The organism is Rhodococcus sp. USK10 (assembly GCF_019378875.1).
GTDB classification, from domain to species: domain Bacteria; phylum Actinomycetota; class Actinomycetes; order Mycobacteriales; family Mycobacteriaceae; genus Rhodococcus_F; species Rhodococcus_F pseudokoreensis.
Window position 1 is genome coordinate 3706661 of the sequence record NZ_CP076048.1, and the last position, 19089, is coordinate 3725749.

At 67.2% G+C, this 19089-nt stretch carries 16 protein-coding genes and 2 pseudogenes; 5 read left to right on the plus strand and 13 right to left on the minus strand.

All coding sequences use genetic code 11. The annotated features are described in order from the left end of the window. Window positions 1-306 precede the first annotated feature (306 nt). Window positions 307-1389, plus strand: a complete 1083-nt coding sequence (locus I1A62_RS24015; protein WP_219460348.1) for a M48 family metallopeptidase — start codon at window positions 307-309, stop codon at window positions 1387-1389. 3 nt (window positions 1390-1392) lie between these two features. Here I1A62_RS24015 and I1A62_RS24020 read toward each other — a convergent pair whose 3' ends face one another. Beyond that, window positions 1393-3756 carry an arylsulfatase gene (locus tag I1A62_RS24020; RefSeq protein ID WP_374710843.1) on the minus strand — a complete coding sequence of 788 codons (2364 nt, stop codon included), beginning with the start codon at window positions 3754-3756 and terminating at the stop codon, window positions 1393-1395. A gap of 275 nt (window positions 3757-4031) precedes the next feature. Between I1A62_RS24020 and I1A62_RS24025 the strand changes: the two genes are divergently transcribed. Further along, window positions 4032-5180, plus strand: coding sequence for an aromatic acid exporter family protein (locus tag I1A62_RS24025; protein WP_219460351.1), 1149 nt, complete (start codon window positions 4032-4034; stop codon window positions 5178-5180). A 10-nt stretch (window positions 5181-5190) separates the two neighbouring features. Here I1A62_RS24025 and I1A62_RS24030 read toward each other — a convergent pair whose 3' ends face one another. Further along, complete coding sequence (locus I1A62_RS24030) at window positions 5191-5586, minus strand: VOC family protein (RefSeq protein ID WP_219460353.1); 396 nt, start codon at window positions 5584-5586, stop codon at window positions 5191-5193. Window positions 5587-5624: 38 nt separating this feature from the next. On the opposite strand from I1A62_RS24030, the gene I1A62_RS24035 reads away from it, so the two are divergent. Next, on the plus strand, window positions 5625-6464 hold the full coding sequence (locus I1A62_RS24035; protein WP_219460356.1) for a nucleotidyltransferase domain-containing protein: 840 nt from the start codon (window positions 5625-5627) through the stop codon (window positions 6462-6464). A 12-nt stretch (window positions 6465-6476) separates the two neighbouring features. On the opposite strand, the gene I1A62_RS24040 is transcribed toward I1A62_RS24035, so the two are convergent. The 5 genes from I1A62_RS24040 to pdhA form a co-directional block, all read right to left on the minus strand. Then, window positions 6477-6911, minus strand: a complete 435-nt coding sequence (locus I1A62_RS24040; RefSeq protein ID WP_219460357.1) for a VOC family protein — start codon at window positions 6909-6911, stop codon at window positions 6477-6479. 107 nt (window positions 6912-7018) lie between these two features. Then, window positions 7019-8392: a dihydrolipoyl dehydrogenase gene (lpdA, locus tag I1A62_RS24045; RefSeq protein WP_219460364.1), complete on the minus strand. Its 1374-nt coding sequence runs from the start codon at window positions 8390-8392 to the stop codon at window positions 7019-7021. Beyond that, entirely contained in the window at window positions 8393-9622 is a 1230-nt protein-coding gene (locus I1A62_RS24050) for a dihydrolipoamide acetyltransferase family protein (RefSeq protein ID WP_219460365.1), read from the minus strand. It abuts the gene before it with no gap. After that, window positions 9619-10623 carry an alpha-ketoacid dehydrogenase subunit beta gene (locus tag I1A62_RS24055; RefSeq protein ID WP_219460368.1) on the minus strand — a complete coding sequence of 335 codons (1005 nt, stop codon included), beginning with the start codon at window positions 10621-10623 and terminating at the stop codon, window positions 9619-9621. The genes I1A62_RS24050 and I1A62_RS24055 overlap by 4 nt, the downstream gene beginning before the upstream one ends. Window positions 10624-10626: 3 nt before the next feature. After that, complete coding sequence (pdhA, locus tag I1A62_RS24060; protein ID WP_124391459.1) at window positions 10627-11763, minus strand: pyruvate dehydrogenase (acetyl-transferring) E1 component subunit alpha; 1137 nt, start codon at window positions 11761-11763, stop codon at window positions 10627-10629. A gap of 135 nt (window positions 11764-11898) precedes the next feature. Here pdhA and I1A62_RS24065 point away from each other — a divergent pair, with 135 nt between their 5' ends. Both I1A62_RS24065 and I1A62_RS24070 read left to right on the plus strand, forming a co-directional pair. Beyond that, complete coding sequence (locus I1A62_RS24065; protein ID WP_124391460.1) at window positions 11899-12375, plus strand: Lrp/AsnC family transcriptional regulator; 477 nt, start codon at window positions 11899-11901, stop codon at window positions 12373-12375. A gap of 21 nt (window positions 12376-12396) precedes the next feature. Beyond that, a complete protein-coding gene (locus I1A62_RS24070; RefSeq protein WP_219460369.1) occupies window positions 12397-13065 on the plus strand; it encodes an AIM24 family protein in 669 nt (222 codons plus the stop codon). Between the two features lie 21 nt (window positions 13066-13086). Here I1A62_RS24070 and I1A62_RS24075 read toward each other — a convergent pair. From I1A62_RS24075 to I1A62_RS24100, 6 genes and pseudogenes are all read right to left on the minus strand, one after another. Further along, window positions 13087-14590: pseudogene (locus I1A62_RS24075) on the minus strand (PepSY-associated TM helix domain-containing protein). A gap of 132 nt (window positions 14591-14722) precedes the next feature. Continuing rightward, window positions 14723-15241: pseudogene (locus tag I1A62_RS24080) on the minus strand (hypothetical protein). Window positions 15242-15475: 234 nt separating this feature from the next. After that, window positions 15476-16309 carry an IclR family transcriptional regulator gene (locus I1A62_RS24085; RefSeq protein WP_257890898.1) on the minus strand — a complete coding sequence of 278 codons (834 nt, stop codon included), beginning with the start codon at window positions 16307-16309 and terminating at the stop codon, window positions 15476-15478. Continuing rightward, window positions 16288-17136: an ABC transporter permease gene (locus tag I1A62_RS24090; RefSeq protein WP_219460373.1), complete on the minus strand. Its 849-nt coding sequence runs from the start codon at window positions 17134-17136 to the stop codon at window positions 16288-16290. The genes I1A62_RS24085 and I1A62_RS24090 overlap by 22 nt, the downstream gene beginning before the upstream one ends. Further along, window positions 17133-17900 (minus strand): ABC transporter ATP-binding protein, encoded by a 768-nt coding sequence (locus tag I1A62_RS24095; protein ID WP_219460375.1) that lies wholly within the window; start codon window positions 17898-17900, stop codon window positions 17133-17135. The genes I1A62_RS24090 and I1A62_RS24095 overlap by 4 nt, the downstream gene beginning before the upstream one ends. Further along, a complete protein-coding gene (locus I1A62_RS24100; RefSeq protein WP_219460377.1) occupies window positions 17897-18919 on the minus strand; it encodes an ABC transporter substrate-binding protein in 1023 nt (340 codons plus the stop codon). Before I1A62_RS24100 ends, I1A62_RS24095 begins: the two co-directional genes overlap by 4 nt. Window positions 18920-19089 lie beyond the last annotated feature (170 nt).

Below are 19089 nucleotides of genomic sequence, written 5' to 3' on the forward strand. Positions count from 1 at the left end.
CCGAATCCGATCCTCCTCGGCCCAGTTCGTGAGCGAGGCGGATCGGCGGTGACGGGCAGGCGGACCTGTGGGAACCGTCCTCACCGCATCGTCGAGGTCTCGTGTGCAGATCTCTCCCAACAGTCGAACATCGGAACGCACTTTGAGCAATACCGGTGGACAAACTCGAGCATCCTGCGCATTCACGGAGCGGACGCCGCGGTCGACGGTTGGCAAAATGCCCAGCACGACCGCCGTCGCTACCGCCCGGCGCTACCCTGACCGGAAGGGCTGTTCACCGCGCACACCAACTCAGGGGGATCGATTTTGACCACCACACCAGACCGCGTTCGCACGGCGTTCCCGGACATCAGTTCGCGTGCGTGGGAGCACCCCGCGGACCGGGCGGCGCTCGTCACCCTGCGCACGCTGAAGGGGTTCGACACCGTCTTCCGGACCATCTCGGGTCTGCTGCAGGAGCGTCAGCACCGGCTGATGTACCTGGCCACGTCGGTGCGCGTCGACGAGCGGCAGTTCAGCGATCTCCACGACCTCCGCAGCGACTGCGTGCGGATCCTCGGCGCCGACGAAACCCCTGAGCTGTTCGTGCTGCAGACCCCGGTGGTGAATGCGTTCACCATCGGCATGGACCGGCCGTTCATCGTGGTCACCACCGGGTTGCTCGACGTGATGAATTACGAAGAGCAGCGGTTCGTCATCGGTCACGAACTCGGTCACGCGCTGTCCGGGCACGCGGTGTATCGCACGATCCTCATGCACCTGATGCGGCTGGCCGGGACCATCGGCTGGATGCCCATCGGCGGGTGGGCATTGCGGGCGATCATCGCCGCGCTCATGGAATGGCAGCGCAAGTCCGAACTGTCCGGCGACCGTGCCGGATTGCTCTGTGGGCAGGACGTCCACACCGCCCTCCGCGTGCAACTGAAACTGGCCGGCGGTTCCCGGGTGAGTGAGATCGACACCGACGCCTTCCTGGCCCAGGCCGCGGAGTACGACGCCAGCGGGGACCTCCGCGACGGCGTCCTCAAGCTCCTCAACATCGAACTGCTCGCCCACCCGTTCTCGGTGCTGCGGGCGGCGGAGTTGAAGAAGTGGGTGGACAGCGGCGCCTACGCGGCGATCCTGCGCGGGGAGTACCCGCGCCGGCACGAGGACGACGACGCCAAGATCAGCGAAGAGTTCCGCAAGGCCGCGAAAACGTACAAGCAGAATTTCGACGCCTCCAACGACCCGCTGATCCGGATGCTCCGCGAGATCGGCAGCGGACTGGGCACCACCGTCGACGCCGTCGGCAATGGTGTCGGCGACGTCGCGGCGGACATCAAGGAACGCTTCACCCACTGGCGCCGGAACTCCGACGGCAAGAAGGATTCCGGCGGCGACAGCTGACCGTCAGTCGGCCATTGCCTCGGCCAGCTCCTCGACCTCCTGGATGACCGGTTCGGGTACCCGCACCGGTCCGGGGGTGTAGGTGACCGACCGCAGTCGGCCGGTGAACCGGAACGTCCCGCGCCGTTCCCGCAGATCCCATATCACCGGCCCCCGGGCGTCGACGCCCACCGAGATCCCGGTCCACGGCGCCATGCCGACGAGCTGGAACTGGTTGTCGAGAGTGGCGACGTCGGCGCTCACCCCGGCCGCATCGGTGAGGGCGACGGTGAAGTTCCACCGGACGGATTCGGTGGCCTCGGCCCGCACCTGCACACCGACAACACCCTCGCCCAGGGGTGCCGACGTGTGTGCGACACGGCCGTAGCTGTTGACCGCGAACACGATCCGGCCGTCCTCGACGTAGAGCACATAACCGCCGTGCGGATCGCCGTGCGCGACGAGCACTCCCTCGTCGCCTGCGGCGATCTCGTGGGTGGCGACGTCGATGGTGAAGTCGCGGTACTGGATCAGCACACTGGACCGATAGCGTTCCAGCGTGGGTGTGCCCGCGAGGATCTTCACCGGTTCCGCGAGCCGGCGCTCGTCGGGCCGGCGCTGCACGGCCTTGCGGTCGTTGAGGATCGGGAACACGGTGTTGCGCCAGGCCGCGCGATCCCATGCCTCGGCCAGTTCCTGCACCTTCTCGGGGAAGAGGCGTGCGACGTCCGTGGTCTCGGCGGGGTCGGATTCGACGTCGAACAGTTGCCACTGCGGATCGTCGACCCGGGTCGGATCCGTCTGCAGCGACAGCAGTTTCCAGCCGTCCCGGTAGAACCCGCGGTGACCGCCGAACTCGGCGTACTGCTCCGTGTGCGGGGTCGGCTGCGTGGCGTCGCGCAGGACCTCGGCGATGCTGACGCCGTCCCGCTCCTGCGCGGGAAGCCCGTTCCGATGGGTCGGCGTCTCGAGTCCGGCGAGGTCCAGGAGGGTCGGGGTGATGTCGGTGACGTACGAGTAGTGCTTGCGCAGCCCGGTGTCGCCGTCGGCGCGCCGGAGCCCGGCAGGCCAGGACAGCAGGAACGGCACCCGGACACCGCCGGCGAACGTCTGCCCCTTGTAGAACCGGAACGGCGTGTTCGAGGCCTGACCCCACCCGCGCGGGTAGTGGACGCCGATCTTCTCCGAGCCGATCAGTTCCTCGTCGTGCGGGACGTCGCGCACCCAGTCGGACGGCACCGGCCCGTGCACGAATTGACTGAAGTACGAACGGGTTCCCGCCGCACCACCTTCGGCGGTGCCGCCGTTGTCGGAGGTGAACACGATGATGGTGTTGTCGGTTTCGCCGAGTTCGTCGAGGGTGTCGAGGACCCGGCCCACGCTCTGGTCGATGCTGTCGACCATGGCGGCGTAGACCTCCTGGTACCGGGCGAACCGCAACTGCTCCTCTTCGGTGAGCTCGTCCCACGGCGGGGCGTCGTAGCCGGGTTCGGTGTTCCGCTCGGCGATCGGCGTTCCGGGAGGGAAGAAGCCGGCCTCGACCTGGGCATCGAACCGGTTGCGTCGCACGGCGTCCCAGCCCTCGGCGTAGCGGCCTCGGTACTTCGCGAGGTCTTCGGGCTTGGCCTGGTGAGGCCCGTGCATGGCGATGTGCGAGAAGTACAGGAAGAACGGCTTGTCGGCGTCGTGTGCGCGCAGGCTCTTGATGCGGGCGACGGCCTTGTCGGTGATGTCGTCGGTGACGTAGTAGTCCGACGGGTACTCCTCGACGTCGACCACCGAATTGTCGCAGATCAACTCGTTCGGGTAGTAGAACGAATTCAGCCCTTCGAGCGACCCGTAGTAGCTGTCGAAGCCGCGTTGCAGCGGCCAGGAGTCGCGGGTGCGCCCCGGCGCGAGGTTGGTGTCGCGCGCGAGATGCCACTTCCCCACCGCGTGCGTGGCGTACCCGTTCGCGCGGAGGATCTCGGCGAGGCTCAGCGCGTCGTCGGCCAGTTCCATCCGCAGCCCGGGGAAGCCGGGGTCGAAGTTCGCGACGCTGCCGTATCCGGCGCGGTGCGGGTTCAGCCCGGTGAGCAGCGCAGCGCGGGCCGGCGAGCAGACCGAGGTGGTGTGATAATTCGACAACCGGTAGCCGCTGTCGGCGAGCCGGTTGAGGTTGGGGGTGTCGATCTCGGAGCCGAACGGTCCGATGTCCGAGTAGCCCATGTCGTCGATGAGGATCACCACGATGTTCGGCGCGCCGGCCGGGGCCTTCGTCTCCGGCTTCCACCACGGCGTCGACTCCGCACTCGTCCGCCCGATGTGTCCGCCGAATCCGTCGTACCCTCGCGCGCCCGGCGGGATCTGCTGCTGACCGTCGACACCACCGGTTCCGTTACTTCCCACTTCGGGCACGCGCGCAATCCCTTCACTCACGGAGAAAGGATTTCCCCGCACATGTGGGGGAATCGTACGGATGCTCACGACCCCGGCGAGTGGTTTGAATCACGAAGATTCCAAACCGCGTTCACCCGTTGTGACCTGCATCGCCCAAAACCCGTGGCAGAACGTGATCTGCGCAATGAAAGGGGCCACTTTTACACGCGCGTAAGAATTTCAGGACACGATCTGCGGTGAACGTGCTCCTGCCCGCGTGTGATCGTCCAGAAAGCTGTACCACTGTGCTCCAGCTCATCTCGATACTCGGCCTCCTCCGACGTGCCGGCTCCACCGCGTGGCCGTCGCTGCGCACCGCTTTGCTTCGTTTCGCGGGGTACCTGGTGCCGATTGCGCAGACGGCGGTCACCGCGGGGGCGGCGTGGTGGGTGTCGGTCGAGGTGGCCGGTCACGAGCAGCCGTTGCTGGCCCCGCTGGCCGCGGTCGTGTGCCTGAGCGTCGCGCGTGGCGCCCGCAGCCGCCGCGCCGGTGAACTCATCGCCGGCGTCACCATCGGAACGATCGTGTCGGATGTCGTCGTGCGGTACATCGGCAACGGCCCGTGGCAGATCTGCCTCGTGGTGGCGGTGGCCATGTCTCTGGCGGTGCTCCTCGACGGTGGTTCGGTGATCGTGTTGCAGTCGGGTTCGTCGGCGGCGTTGGTCGCGGCGATGGCGTCCGCGACCGCCGCGCACCCGTTCGATCGGGTCGTCGATGCGTTGATCGGGGGTGCGCTCAGTCTGGTGGCGTTGTCCGTGTTGCCCACCGACCCCGTCCGACGGACACGGCGGTGCGCCGCCGCGGTGCTGGACAGCGTCGCCGCGGCCCTCCGGCAGACGTCGAAGGGCCTGGCCGCCGGCGATGTGTCCGCGCTGGAGGACGCTCTCGCACTTGCCCGTTCGACGCAGTCGATGATCGACAGCATGCGCGTCGAACTCCGCTCCGGATCCGAGGTGGCACGGATCTCGCCGATTCACTGGCGGGGACGTCGCCGCATCGGCCGGCTCGCGTCGATCGCGGACCCGATCGACAACGCCGCACGCAACACCCGGGTTCTGGTGCGGCGGGCCCTGATCGCCACGTACGACGGCGAGCGGGTGGACCCGCAGTTGGCGGGCGCCGTCTCCGAGCTCGCGCACCTCGCCGACCGGATGCGGCTGATGATTCTCGCGACGACACCTGCGAAGAAGCCCAACGAAATCCAGCTCAGCGACGAACTCGAACGGTTCGCGCGCGCACTGCCGCAGCAGGAGATCTCGGCCGGGTTCTCCGCGGCGGTCGTCTCCGCGCAGGTCCGATCGATCGTCATCGACTTCTTCGAAGTGTGCGGCATCCCGCGCGCCGTCTGCCGGCCGATGCTGCCCCGGCCCGCCCAGTACGCGGGCGCGGCGTAGCCCGTCGGCCTCAGGACAGGTCGAGCCGGCACTCCTCCGGCGCGCGCGAGTTGTCGATGACGCAGAACCGGTTGCCCTCGGTGTCCGCCAGCACCACGAAGTCCGAGTCCTCCGGGTAGCGGTCCCACGGCACCCGCTGCGCGCCGAGACCGACGAGTCGTTCGATCTCGGCGGCCTGATCCTCGCTGTCGCGGGCGTGCAGGTCGAGGTGCAGCCGTGGCTCGGATTCCGCGTCGTGTTCGCTCTGCTGGATCGCGAGCACCGGTCGGCCGTCGGGCCGCGTCAGGTTGGTGAAGTCGTTGTCGCCGACCGCCGGGCGCGCGGTCAGTCCGAGTGCCTCGGTCCAGAACCTGATTGCGCGGTCGACGTCGCGTGCCCCGATCACGGTCGTTCCCAGGATGAGCATGATCCGAATTTATCCGCTGGGCCGGGCCGGGGTGGACGATGTGGGGTGTGGATTTTCAGGATGCGGTGCTGCGACCCCTCGCCGAGCGGTTGTGTCGCGTCGACGGCGTCGTCGGTGTCACCCTCGGCGGCAGCCGCGCCCGCGGCACGCACACGGCGGAATCCGACTACGACCTCGGCGTCTACTACCGCGGGGCGCTCGACACCGACGGGCTGACCGCGCTCGCGCAGGAGTGGGCGGGCGCCGGGACGTCTGCGACGCGCACCGGCGAATGGGGTCCGTGGGTGGACGGCGGGGCGTGGCTGTCGTACGACGGCCGGGCGGTGGACTGGCTGTACCGCGACCTCGACCGGGTGGCCGCGGTGTGGCGGGACGCGCAACAGGGTATGTACGGGTTCCACGCCCAGACCGGTCACCCGTTCGGATTCGCGGACTTCGCGTACGCGGGCGAACTCGCGTCGGCGGTGATCCTCGCCGATCCGTCCGGACAGCTCGGCGAGTTCCGCGCCGACATGCAGCACTATCCGGACGCGCTGCGCGACGCCCTGGTGCGGCGGGGGCTGTGGGAGGCGGAGTTCGTGACGGTGCTGGCCCGCAAGGCAATCCCGCGCGCCGACACCACGTACGTGGCGGGGTGCCTGTTTCGCGCGGTGTGCCTGTGCGCCCACGCCCTGCACGCGCACGCCCGGCGCTGGCTCATCAGCGAGAAGGGCGCCGTTGCCGCCGCCGGCGCCCTGCCGAACGCACCGGCCGATTTCAGCGCCCGCGCTCACGCCGTCCTCGGCCGGCTCGGCACGACACCGGACGAATTGACCGCCGCTCTCACCCTGGCGGAACGTCTCGTCGCGGACACTCGCGACGCCTGCCCGCTCACCTGAGCAGGCGCACCGTCAGCCGTCCTCGCCGAACCGCCCGCGGGCCTCGAGCGGGATCAGCGGCTTCTCCGCCCGCGCCCTGATCTGCTGGACCGCCCACGTATTGCCGTCGGGATCGGCGAAACCGAAGAACGTTCCCCCGTCACGCTCGTCGAACACGGTGATCTCACTGACCTCGACGCCCCGGTCGAGCAACTCCTGCCGCGCCGCGTTCGCGTCGGCGACCACCAACTGCAACCCCCTCATCGACCCCGGCGCCATCTCCGTGTGCGACGGGAGGTCGCCGATCACGATCGAGCACCCCGAACCGGTCGGCGTCAGCTGAACGACGTGCATGTGCTCGTTGGTGGTGTCGTGATCGAGATGAAAACCGAGCTTGTCGCGGTAGAACGCAACGGATCGATCGATGTCACTGACGGGCAGAACGACCACTTCGAGGGTCCAGTCCATGATGCGAGTTCCTCCGTAGCTGGGCGGTGTACCTGGGAGCGAAACTGCTCCGCATCAGATAGTGGCACCGTTCCGCATCGCGTGGTGGCGCATCGACGACGCCGCGCTCAGCCGTGCGTGTGCAGCGGCTTCCCCGACAGCGCGAGCATCGCCTCGCCCAGCGCCTCGTTCTGCGTGGGGTGCGCGTGGACGAACGGCGCCACGTCGGTGGGCAGAGCCTCCCAGGCGACGGTCAGCTGGGCCTCGCCGATCAGTTCGCCGACGCGATCGCCGACCATGTGCACACCCACCACAGGGCCGGTGTCACCGGCCCGGACGACCTTGATCCCGCCCGACGTTCGCAGGATCTGGCTCTTGCCGTTGCCTGCGAGGTCGTACACCACGGACGTCGCGTCGCCGTGCCGTTCGCGGGCGGCGTCCTCGGTGAGGCCGACGGACGCGACCTCCGGGTGCGAGTACGTCACCCGCGGAATCAGATCCTCGGCCACGGGAATGGGGTCCAGCCCGGCGATCTGCTCGGCGACGAAGATTCCCTGCTGGAAACCGCGGTGCGCCAACTGAAGTCCGGCCACGATGTCCCCGACGGCATACACGCCGTCGACGGGGGTGCGGAGCCGGTCGTCGGTGACGACGAACCCGCGGTCGAGGGTGATGCCGTGTTCGGCGAATCCGCAGTCTCCGGTGCGCGGCCCCCGCCCCACCGCCACCAGCAGGATGTCCGCCTCGAGGGTGTCGCCGCCGTCGAGTTCGACGAGGACGCCGTCCGCGGTTTCCTTCGCCGCGGCGACCGTGACGCCCGTACGAGTGGAGATCCCGCGCTTGCGGAACGCGCGTTCGAGTTGCGTCGAGCACCACGGATCCTCCGCCGCGACCAGGCGAGGGAGTGCCTCGACGATGGTCACGTCCGCACCGAACGACGCCCAGACACTGGCGAACTCGACACCGATCACGCCGCCGCCGAGGACGATGGCCTTCTTCGGGACGAGCCCGAGGTTCAGGGCGTCGTCGCTGGTGACGATGCGCTCACCGAGCTCGATGGACGGAACGGTCCGGGCGTAGGAGCCGGTGGCGAGAACCACGGACGTTCCCGTGTAGCGGGTGCCGCCTACCTCGATCGTCCTGTTCCCGAGATACTTTCCGTGACCGGTCACGACGGTGATCTTGTGGTGGTCGACCAGGCCCCGGAGCCCCTTGTGCAAGCGATCGACCGTGCCGTTCTTGTACCGGTGCACCGCGTCGATGTCGATGCCGTCGAACGTCGTTCGCACACCGAACTCCGCACCGGCCCGCGCGGCGTCGGCGATCTCGGCGGAATGCAGCAGCGCCTTGGTCGGGATGCAACCCCGGTGCAGGCAGGTTCCGCCGATCTTGTCCCCCTCGATCAGCCGGACCGACAGCCCGAGTTGCGCGGCCCGGAAGGCGCAGGCGTAGCCGCCGGAACCACCACCGAGGATCAGGACGTCACTGTGTGTGTCGGTCACTTACAGCCTCCCCAGCACGGTGATCGGATTCTCGATGTAGTCGGCGAACGCTCGCAGGAATCCGCCGGCGACGCCGCCGTCGCACACCCGGTGATCGAAACTCAGTGACACCTGGGTCACCTTCCGAACGGCCAACTGCCCGTCCACGACCCACGGTTTGTCGACGATCCGACCGACACCGAGGATCGCGGCCTCGGGATGGTTGATGATCGGGGTCGAACCGTCCACGCCGAAGACGCCGTAGTTGTTGAGGGTGAACGTGCCCCCGGTCAGCCGCGCCGGCGGGAGTGTTCCCTCCCGGGCCAGCGCCGTGGTGTCCCGCAGGTACCGGGCGAGGTCGACGGTGGTGAGCGAGTCGGCCCGCTCGATCACCGGGACGACGAGACCGCGCGGGGTTTGCGCCGCGATGCCGAGATGGACGTGACCGTATTGGACGATCTCGCCCCGGTCGGTGTCGACGGTCGAGTTCAGTTCCGGGTAGCTCGCCAGCGCCGCGAGGGCCAGGCGCGCGAGCAGTGCCATCAGGCTGACCTTGTCGTCCTCGGGCAGTGCGGTGTTGATCGCGCGGCGGGCGGCGAGGAGATCGGTGGCGTCCACGTCCACCCACGTCGTCGCGTCCGGAATTTCGCGGCGGCTCGTCGACAGTTTGTCGGCGACCGCCTTGCGCAGGCCCTTGATCGGTATCCGCTGCTCGTCGCCGGTGTCGCCCTCGGGTGTCGTGGCGAGTGCCCGCTCGACGTCGGCGCGGTTGATCACCCCTCCGGGACCGCTGCCCGGCAGCCGCGACAGGTCGAGGTCGTTCTGCCGTGCGAGGTTGCGGACGACCGGCGAGATGACCCGCGTCGCCGAGGCCTTGTCGACCTGCGTGACTTCACGGTTCGCGGCGACACGACGCCGACGCCGACGGGTGTCCTCACTGGTGCCGTATCCGATGAGGACGTTGCCTGAGCCGGCGCGTTCCTCCTCGCGGTACTGCTCGTGCGCGGCGGGGGTTCCGCTGACGGTGATCAGGGGTGTGCCCACGTGGAGGGTCGAGCCTTCTTCGCCGTGCAGGGAGATCACCGTGCCCTCGAAGGGAATCGGCACCTCGACCGCAGCTTTGGCGGTCTCGACCTCGACGACCACCTGGTCGATGGTGACGGTGTCGCCGACCCGGACTCGCCACTCGGCGATGTCGGCCTCGGTGAGTCCCTCGCCGAGGTCGGGGAGCAGGAAGACCTGGTTGCTCATGCTGTCACCGCCCAACGGGTGTCGGCGGAGTCGTTCCACTGCAACCGGTCGACGCTGTCGAGGACGCGGTCGACGTTCGGCAGGTGCAGGCGTTCGAGTTTCGGCGCCGGGTACGGGATGTCGAATCCGCTGACCCGCAACACCGGGGCGTGCAGGTGATGGAAGCAGCGTTCCTGGACGCGGGCGGCGATCTCGGCGCCGACACCGGCGAAACCCTGCGCCTCCTGAATGACGATGCACCGGCCGGTCTTCCGGACCGACGCCATGACCGTCTCGTCGTCGAACGGCACGATCGACCGCAGATCGATCACCTCGAGGTCGTGACCCTCCGCCGCGGCGGCCTCGGCGGAGTCGAGCGCGACGGTTACCGACGGACCGTAGGCGACGAGCGTCGCGTCCCGGCCGGCCCGCCGGACCACTGCCTGCCCGAGCGGTGCGCCTACCGCGAGATCGACGTCGGCGCGGGAGAAGTACAGCCGTTTCGGCTCGAGGAAGATCACCGGGTCCGGGTCGTCGATCGCCGCCCGCAGCAGGGTGTAGGCGTCCTCGACGGTGGACGGGGCCACCACCTTCAGACCCGGGGTGTGGGCGTAGTAGCCCTCACTGGAATCGCAGTGATGCTCGACCCCGCCGATGCCGCCGGCGAACGGGATCCGGATGACGAGCGGCACCGACAGCGCGCCCTTGGTGCGGTTCCGGATCTTCGCGACGTGGGAGACGATCTGCTCGAACGCCGGGTACGCGAATGCGTCGAACTGCATTTCGACGACCGGCTTGAATCCGGCCATCGCCATGCCGATGGCGAAGCCGATGATGCCGGATTCGGCGAGCGGGGTGTCGAAGCAGCGGTCGTCGCCGAAGTCGCGGGTGAGTCCGTCGGTGACCCGGAAGACGCCGCCGAGGGTGCCGACGTCCTCACCGAAGACGACGACGTTCTCGTCTGCGGCGAGCGCGTCGCGTAGTGCGGTGTTCAGGGCCTGAGCCATGGTGAGTGTGGGCATGATTCAGTGCTCCTCGGATTCGGCGGCCAGTTCGGCCTGCACCTGCGCCTGCTGTTCGCGCAACTGTGGGGTGGGTTCGGCGAAGACGTGCCGGAACAGATCGAGCGGGTCGTGGGGCCGGTCGACGTTCATCCCGGCGCGCAGGGTCGCGGCGGCGGTGTCGGCCTCGGCAGTGAGGGCGTCGGCGGACGCGTCGTCGAGAAGGCCCTTCCCACGTAGGTACTTCTCCAGCCGGGTCAGCGGGTCGCGTCCGAGCCACTGCTCCACCTCGGACGAATCGCGATAGCGGGTGGCGTCGTCGGCGTTGGTGTGCGCGTCGATCCGGTACGTGTGGGCCTCGACGATGACCGGTCCGTTGCCGGCCCGGATGAAGTTCGCTGCCTCGTCCATCACGGCGAGCATGGCGACCGGGTCGTTGCCGTCGACCTGCTCGCTGCCGATCCCGTAGCCGACGCCCTTGTGCGCCAGCGTGGGTGCGGCGCTCTGCCGGGCGAGCGGCACACTGATCGCGAATCCGTTGTTCTGCACCAGGAACACCACCGGGGCCTTGAACACGGCGGCGAAGTTGAGGGCCTCGTGGAAGTCGCCCTCACTGGTCGCGCCGTCGCCGCAGAAGGCCAGTGCGACCGTGTCACGGCCCCTGCGGTTTTCGCCGTACGCCACACCGGTGGCGTGCAGCAACTGGGTGGCCAGCGGGGTGCACTGGGGTGCACTGCGGTGCCGGGCCGGGTCGTAGCCGCAGTGCCAGTCGCCGGCGAGCATGCTGAGGATCTCGACCGGGTCGATGCCACGGGCGGCGAGCGCCACCGAGTCGCGGTAGGTGGGGAACATCCAGTCGCCGGGTCGCAGGCTCATCGCCGCCGCGATCTGGCAGGCCTCCTGACCCCGCGACGACGGATACACCGCGAGCCTGCCCTGCTTGGTCAGGGCCGTCGCCTGCTGATCGAAGCGCCTGCCCAGCACCATGTTCCGGTGCATCTCCACCAGACGGTGATCGCTCGGCCTCGGGTACCGGGCCTCGCTCCCGGTGAGTTCGCCCGCCGAGTCCAGATACTGCACCGCGCTGTCGGCGGGAAGGAACTTCCGATACGGCCTCGCCAGGGGCGGCTCTACGAGCGTCACGTCTACCTCCAGATGCATTGTGTTCGTCAATGCTCGCAACTGAACGACCTATCGACAACGACCGGACGAAATCAGAGACAAATGGCCTAGAATCGGCCCGTCGGGGGCAGAATGTCTCACCGGAGCGTGAGCGACCACAGCAGGGATGGACAGATGGCCGAAGGCACAGCGGACACGTACGAACTCGACGCGATCGACCGACGCATCATCAAGGAACTCGTCGCCGACAGCCGCATCTCGATGCGAGCGCTGGCGGAGAAGGCCCACATCTCCCGCGCCCACGCGTACGTCCGTATCGAACGGTTGCAGGACGCCGGGATCATCGAAGGTTTCACCACCCGCATCTCGCATTCCAAGGCAGGTCTGGGCTCCTCCGCGTTCATCGCCCTGTCGATCAGGCAGGACTCGTGGCGGGGAATCTCCACCCAGCTGCGGACACTGCCGTTCGTCGAGCACTTCTCGTTACTGGGTGGCGATTTCGACGTACTCGTCCTCGTCCGCGCACCGGACAACAGCGCATTGCGTCACGTCGTCCTCGAACGGTTGCAGAGCCTCGAAGGTGTGCAGGCGACCAAGACGTGGCTGATCTTCGAGGAAGCCAGCGGGCCCGGTCCGGAGTGGGTTCGTTGACGCGGCGGATACGATCGCAGCATGCGCAGCGACCTGATGAAGAACGCGGAACGCAATGGAGAACCGGGCACCTTCGTGCTCCAGAATCCCCGAATGCTCAAGGTGGACTTGACCGGAACCGGTGGCCACTTCTTCGCCCGGCAGGGAGCGATGGTCGCGTACCAGGGTGACGTCGACTTCTCGTACGAAGGCAGCGGCGGTGTCGGGAAATTCTTCAAGAAAGCGCTCACCGGTGAGGGCATGTCGCTGATGAAGGTGTCCGGCAGCGGTGACGTGTTCCTCGCCCGCGACGCCGACGAGATCTTCCTGCTCGAACTCGAGGACGAGTCCGTGACCGTCAACGGGTCCAACGTCCTCGCGTTCGACAGCTCGCTGAGCTGGGATATCCACCGCGTCGAGGGCGCGTCGATGCTCAGCGGCGGTCTGTTCAACACCACGTTCACCGGGCGCGGCGTTCTCGCCGTCACCGTGTACGGCACTCCCGTCGTCCTGAACGTCGACACCCCCACCTATGTCGATATGCAGAGTGCGGTGCTGTGGTCGACCGGCCTGCACTCGACGATCCGCATGACCGCGAAGATGGCCGCCGCGATCGGCCGCGGGTCCGGTGAGGCGTACCAGCTGTGCCTCACCGGAAGCGGCATCGTCGTCGTGCAGGCGTCGGAGGGGCACCCGGTTCCCAAGGCCTGACCGCGCGGGTGCCCCTGTCCATCACCCGGCCCGGGTACGGCCGAGGGCGCCGACCGCGACGTCGACGAGCAGGAACGCGACGAGGCTGAGTCCCAGCAGCGGGACGAACCAGCCGACGAGGACGACGCAGGCGACTCCGGTCACGGCCACGACCGGATGGATGCGACGCCAGGTGCCCCGCGCGGGCGGCCTGCCCACCGTCCGGGCGGTGCCGCGGGTGGGCCTGCGCCGCCACCAGAGGACGTAGCCGCGGACGGTCACGGCGAGCAACGCCACGGCGAGAGCCGCCAGGATCAGCTGGTTGAGCAGGCCGAACAGCAAACCCATGTGCAGGGCGATGCCCCAGGACGTCAGCTTCGCGGCGAGGGGCCAGTCGGCGAACCGCGACACGTCCGTCACCGTGCCCGTTGCCCCTTCGATGGCGATCGAGTCGGTCGAGAACTGCCACGGTTCCCGGGTCTGGGTGACAGTGAACGCGGTGCCCGCGTCCGCGGGAACGGTCGCCTCGACGGCACCGGTGACACCGCTGCGCCGGGCCACACCGAGGACGGTGTCGAGTTCGCCGACGTTCGTGCCGAGGATCCCCGGATCCGACGCGGGAGTATGCCCCGCGCCGTGCCCGTCGTGACCGCCCGATGCTGCGCCGCCCGTGTTCGGCGCCGAGTCCAGTTTCTTGTCGATCTTGGGGGGTGGTCCAGCTCAGGGCCGAGCGGAGTTCGCCGACGTTCTCGCCCGCGTAACGCGACCAGGTCAGGCCCGTCGCCGAGAGGAACACCAGACCGACCGCGCTCCAGATGCCGACAGCCCCGTGCCAGCTGAGGGTGCGATTACGGCCGCGGCTCGACCGGTCGAGCGGCGAGGGTGAACATGAGTCCCGCCGACGGGCCACCCACGTCGGCCACCACAGCCTGGCGGCGTCCGCGTTCCGGGCGCGGGTCGTGCGATACCGCTGCACCCACAGGTACACGCCGCCGAGCGCGATCACCCACAGCCACGACGCGGCGAGCTCACTGTAGATACGTCCGGGCTCACCGAGATGCAGGTGCCGGTGCAACTGCGAAATCCAGGTCCGCATCGGCAGCGCCCCGCTGCCGCCGTAGACCACCAGCTCGCCCTTCGACTGCGCGGTGGCGGGATCGACAAAGACCGCGAGTCGTTCGGATTCGCCCAGCCCGGGGTCGGTGAACATCACCTGCGTCGTCTCACCCGGTTCGGTCGCCGGGCGCACGGCCGCGACGGCGAGGTCCGGGCGAACCTGCTGCGCGGCCCGCACCTGCTCGGACATCGGCAGGTCGGGGCCGATCGAGTCGACATGCAGGTAGTCGCGGTAGACGAGTTGCTCGACGGACGGCGCGAGTGCGTAGAGACCGCCGCTGACGGCGGCGATGATCAGGAACGGTGCCACCAGAATCCCCGCGTAGAAGTGCAGGCGCAGGATCAGTGGCCGGAGACTGCGCGGTGGCGAGGAGTCCTTCGACAGGGGAGGACGGGGCGGGCGCGACCGGTTTGTCGCGTTCGAGCTCAGGGACGGACATGAAGATCTCGATTCGAGTTCGGGTGAGCCGGGGCACCCAGCGCCCTCGAGGCCGCGCACGGGGAAGGTGCGCTGACAACTCGCGGTGACGCGTCGGGGACGCACCGACTCGGGAGGGGTCGCCTAAACGAGGGCGGGTGATCCGCGGGTGCCGGCGCCCGCGGCGACCAGCAGCCACAACGACAGCTTCGCGCGGTAGACCGGGGTCGCCTACCAGGTGCCGGTATCGACCTGCGGCGGGGCCAGGACGGCGAGAACGATGCGCGACAGCGCCGCCAGGGCCCGCAGACAGGCACGTTCGGCCGACCGGACCAGCACCGCGGCCACCGCGATCGCGGCGATGTGCGCGGCGATCATCGGAGTGGATAGCCCCAGGCCGTGCGCATGATCGGCCGGCAAGGCGAGCGTGGTGTGGCCGATCAGCTGGCCCGCTGCGAGCACTGACAGGACGAACAACCATTCGCGGCTGGACACCCGGATGGCGGCGACCGACGCGCCGACCGCGGCGCACGCGGCGAGAAGCAGCACCTTCGAACCGTCGCTCGGGGGCATTCCGCCGCCGGCGATACCGTGCGCGGCAATGCTGACCGCGCCGGACAGTGAACCCACGACGGAGCCGCGCAATTGCACGACCACATCCATCCGTGAATTCACCCCGCGGGGGTACCGCCTCCCACGCCCGGCACGAAGGCCGGGCGCGGGCGTCCGCTACAGGTCGCCACCGCAGGTGACACCGGTGATCGAGCACGCCGCGCGGTGTCGACGACAACGGCCGAAATGTCATCCAGCTTCGGGAAGTATCCGCGCCGCTGATACGCCTTCAGCGGATGCAGGTGAGAATCACCCGTCCGCATGTCACACCCTCGTGCGCTTACGTCATCTCTGTCGGCAATTCGCCGCATCCTTCAAGATGGTCACCAGTTCGTCCCGTCGCTCACGCAAAGTGGCGACGGGCCCCACGAGCGCGATCGCAGCCACCGGGTGCTCTCCGTGACGATCTCGGACCGCTACCGCAAGCCCGCTGAGATCCTTGTCGGGGTGCTCATTGAGGCTGTAGCCCTTCTCGCGGATATCGTCGACTTGCCGGAGGAACTCATCCGCGGCGTCGGCTTGGTCGGCACTTATGTTGGCGATGAGAAGCCGGATGGTGCTGTCCGGCTGTGCGGCCACGAGCGCACGTCCCGCGGCCGTGTCGAACAGAGGCCTTCGCAGGGACTTCCAGCCGTGCTGTCGTCGCTGCCACCAGTTCGCGGTCGAGCCGTCCGGGCTCGTCCTACCGACGTATACGATCGAGCTACCAACGCGGAGCGCGAGCAGTGCGCTGGTGCCTGCCCGGTCACTGACGCGCTGAAGGTCCTCCAGACTGAAGTCGTCGAACTGGAGGCGCTCCTGACCGAGCGTCAAGCTGAACGTGACGGGACCCAGGTAGAAACGATTTCCCTCGGCGAATAGCCATCCCGCCGACACTAGTCCCCAGACGAACCCATGGATCGAGGTCCTCGCGCCGCCGGTGATCTGTACGAGTTCCGCGAGTGTGAGTCCGTCCGCGCTGTGTGCCACATGCTCCATGATCTCGGTGACTCGATCGATCGTGCGATGTGGTATTCCGTCTCGCGACAGTCGATCGTCCTTTGCCGTCGGATCCGGATCCTTCGAGCTGGCCGAGTGCGAGTCGGACGAGAGTGTGGTCACGACCGTGCCTCCTTCCATTGCATTGCACGACGGGTGAGTCGTGAGACAACGCGGTCGACCGTGAAACTGACCGCTACTAGGACAATGATCGCAGCGAACACTCCTGTGGTGTTGAACTGGTTCGCACTCCGTGTGAGGAGGTACCCCAGGCCCTGGTTGGAGGCCAACATCTCAGCGACGACCACGGCGATGAGCGCCTGCGGGACGGTGATCTTGAGACCGGCCACGACCCAGACGAGGGCGGACGGCAGTTTGGCCCTCACCGCGACGTTCCAGCGGTTCGCCCCCATCACCCGCATCTGGTCGATCAGCGCATGGTTGACCTCACGAATTCCGAAAAACGTGTTGTAGAACATCAGGAAGAACGTGACGATCGCTACGCATATTACTTGCAGCTGGAAGCCGAGTCCGAACCAGACGATCAGGAGCGGGATCAGTGCGATCTTCGGGATACCGTAGATCGCAGTGATGAACGGCTCCAACACGCTCGCGACAAATTTCCACTGCGCGAAGATGTACCCGGCGACAACGGCGATGATGCCGCCGGCAGTGAAGCCGACTGCCGCCGACCACAAGGTGCTTCGTGCGTGGTACCAGAGGGTGCCGTCGGTGATCCATGTCCACAGCATCGGGGCCACTTGGCTGGGTGAGGAGATGTAGAAGCTGTCGACCACGGTGTCGGAACAGAGTTCCCATGCGGCAAGCGCGGCCACCAGCACGAACAGACGGGCCAGGAACAGCGTGATCGGCGATTCGGACAGCGGCCGGCGAGGTATGTCGTTGTCGTCGACGACGATTGATGGACTGGGAGTCGTGGACAGGGCGGCTACGTGCGATGACATCATGCATCAACCTTCCGTGCTGAGGCGAGCGCGGAATGGAGTGTGCGCTCGAGTACGTTGAACTCTGGTTCGAAGCGCAGGGTGTGGACATCTCGCACCGCCCCGAACGGCACAGGAATATCGGCGACAACGCGTCCGGGTCGATCACCAACGACCACCACTCGGTCGGAGAGGATGCCGGCTTCGAATATGTCGTGGGTGACGAACAGCGTCGTGGTGTTCTCCGCGCGAACGATCCTGAGCAACTCCGCGTGTAGTTCTGTGCGCAGTTGGGCGTCGAGCGCCGCAAACGGCTCGTCCATCATCAGGAGTGCCGGGCGATAGATCAGTGCACGCGCGAGCAGCGCGCGCCGCTTCATTCCGCCGGACAGCTGCGAGGGGAAGAGTGGACCTGCACTCTCCAATCCAGTGAGCGCCAGGAGGCTTTCCACCCGGTCCTCGATCTCTCGTCGGCCGACCTTGCGTAACTTCAGCGGTAGCCCGACATTCTTGGCGATCGTCAGCCACGGCAGGAGCGTGTCATCTTGGGTGACGTAGCCCGCTGCGGTGTTCACCCCCCGGATCGGACTGCCATCGAAGGTGACCGCACCCCGCCGGGGGTGAAGCAAGCCGGCCAGAACGTTCAGGGTTGTCGACTTTCCACATCCCGACGGTCCGAGGAGCGAGACGAACTCACCCTCGCGCACCTCCAGATCGAAATTTCTGAGAACATCGGCGGATTGACCGAATCCGATGCTGACGTCGGAGAACTCAATCATGTTCTTCATTCGGAGTCCTTCCGGGCGATTTCGGCGACAGCTTCATCGAATGGCACATCGACCGATGAGCCGCCCGCCGCGAGGAGCGTGAGGTTCTTCTCGTAGGCGTCCTGAGAGATTTTCGTGTCCGCGACCATGACGCTCTGTCCGAGCTCCCAGGTGATCGCCCAAGCTGCTGGTGATGTCTCCGCGAAGAACTTTGTGTGCAGCTTCTCGCCCGCATTGACTGGGTCCGCGGTGATCTGCTCGGTCGCAGCGGCCAGTGCCGCACGCAGCCGTTCAACGGAGTCGGCGTTCTTGGCGATGTAGTCACTCCGGCCGATAACACCGATTCCGATCATGTCTTGGATCGTGGGGAGATCCTTGCCCGTGAGGTACACGGCCCCGTCACCATCTGCGAGGTTCTGCTCCAGCGCACCAGCCCCGTAGAAGCCCGCGTCGAACTGTCCCTGTTTGAGACCTGAGACCAAGGCCGTAGGCTCGCTCATCCCGATGATCGTGACGTCTTTGTCCGGATCCAGGCCGACACGACTCAGCTCCGCGCGCAGGATGTTGTAGTTCGTCGAACCGACAGGACCGGTGCCGACGGTTAAGCCCTCGAGTCCCCGCAGGCGCTCGTCGACGGACTTGTTTCCGTAGCGTTCGGCCACATCATTCGACACGACCATCAGCGACGCCACTTCCGCTGTCCCAGCGATGATCTCGATAGGTGCACCGGTGTGGATGGCCTCGATCGCCGGAGCGAGTGCCAGCACCCCGAAGTCGGCTTCCCCCGACATCACGCCCGCGATCACGGTCGAACTCGCAGCTCCGACGGCTTCATATTTCATGTCCAAGCCCGCGCCGTCCGCCGTGCCCAAGGCAACCATGGCAAGCGGCAGTCCCGTGTTCATGCTGGGTGTCGTGGCCAGGACCCGCACGGGAATCGCTCCTGTATCGGAAGCTGGATCGCCGCCAGTGCCGCAGGCGGTCAATCCCGCCATTGCTATCACGAAGGCAAGGGTGGCCTTCAGTCCGCGAGCTTTCATTGATCAATCCTCACTCTTGTCGTATATACGACATCAATAACGTAACTGCGAGACTAGTAGTGACTCGGGTCACGGTCAATAGGGACCCCGGAATCGTCATAACGGGTTGCGGTTCAACCACTCCCGAGGCCAACTCGCAAGAACCTCAGCCCTGAGGCCGGTCGGAGACT

Coding starts and splice junctions, on each gene's coding strand:
- I1A62_RS24030 (WP_219460353.1), bottom strand. CDS start 5,586: ATGCTCATCCTGGGAACGACCGTGATCGGGGCACGCGACGTCGACCGC.
- I1A62_RS24035 (WP_219460356.1), top strand. CDS start 5,625: ATGTGGGGTGTGGATTTTCAGGATGCGGTGCTGCGACCCCTCGCCGAG.
- I1A62_RS24040 (WP_219460357.1), bottom strand. CDS start 6,911: ATGGACTGGACCCTCGAAGTGGTCGTTCTGCCCGTCAGTGACATCGAT.
- I1A62_RS24050 (WP_219460365.1), bottom strand. CDS start 9,622: ATGAGCAACCAGGTCTTCCTGCTCCCCGACCTCGGCGAGGGACTCACC.
- I1A62_RS24055 (WP_219460368.1), bottom strand. CDS start 10,623: ATGCCCACACTCACCATGGCTCAGGCCCTGAACACCGCACTACGCGAC.
- pdhA (WP_124391459.1), bottom strand. CDS start 11,763: ATGCATCTGGAGGTAGACGTGACGCTCGTAGAGCCGCCCCTGGCGAGG.
- I1A62_RS24065 (WP_124391460.1), top strand. CDS start 11,899: ATGGCCGAAGGCACAGCGGACACGTACGAACTCGACGCGATCGACCGA.
- I1A62_RS24070 (WP_219460369.1), top strand. CDS start 12,397: ATGCGCAGCGACCTGATGAAGAACGCGGAACGCAATGGAGAACCGGGC.
- I1A62_RS24085 (WP_257890898.1), bottom strand. CDS start 16,309: ATGGAAGGAGGCACGGTCGTGACCACACTCTCGTCCGACTCGCACTCG.
- I1A62_RS24090 (WP_219460373.1), bottom strand. CDS start 17,136: ATGATGTCATCGCACGTAGCCGCCCTGTCCACGACTCCCAGTCCATCA.
- I1A62_RS24095 (WP_219460375.1), bottom strand. CDS start 17,900: ATGAAGAACATGATTGAGTTCTCCGACGTCAGCATCGGATTCGGTCAA.
- I1A62_RS24100 (WP_219460377.1), bottom strand. CDS start 18,919: ATGAAAGCTCGCGGACTGAAGGCCACCCTTGCCTTCGTGATAGCAATG.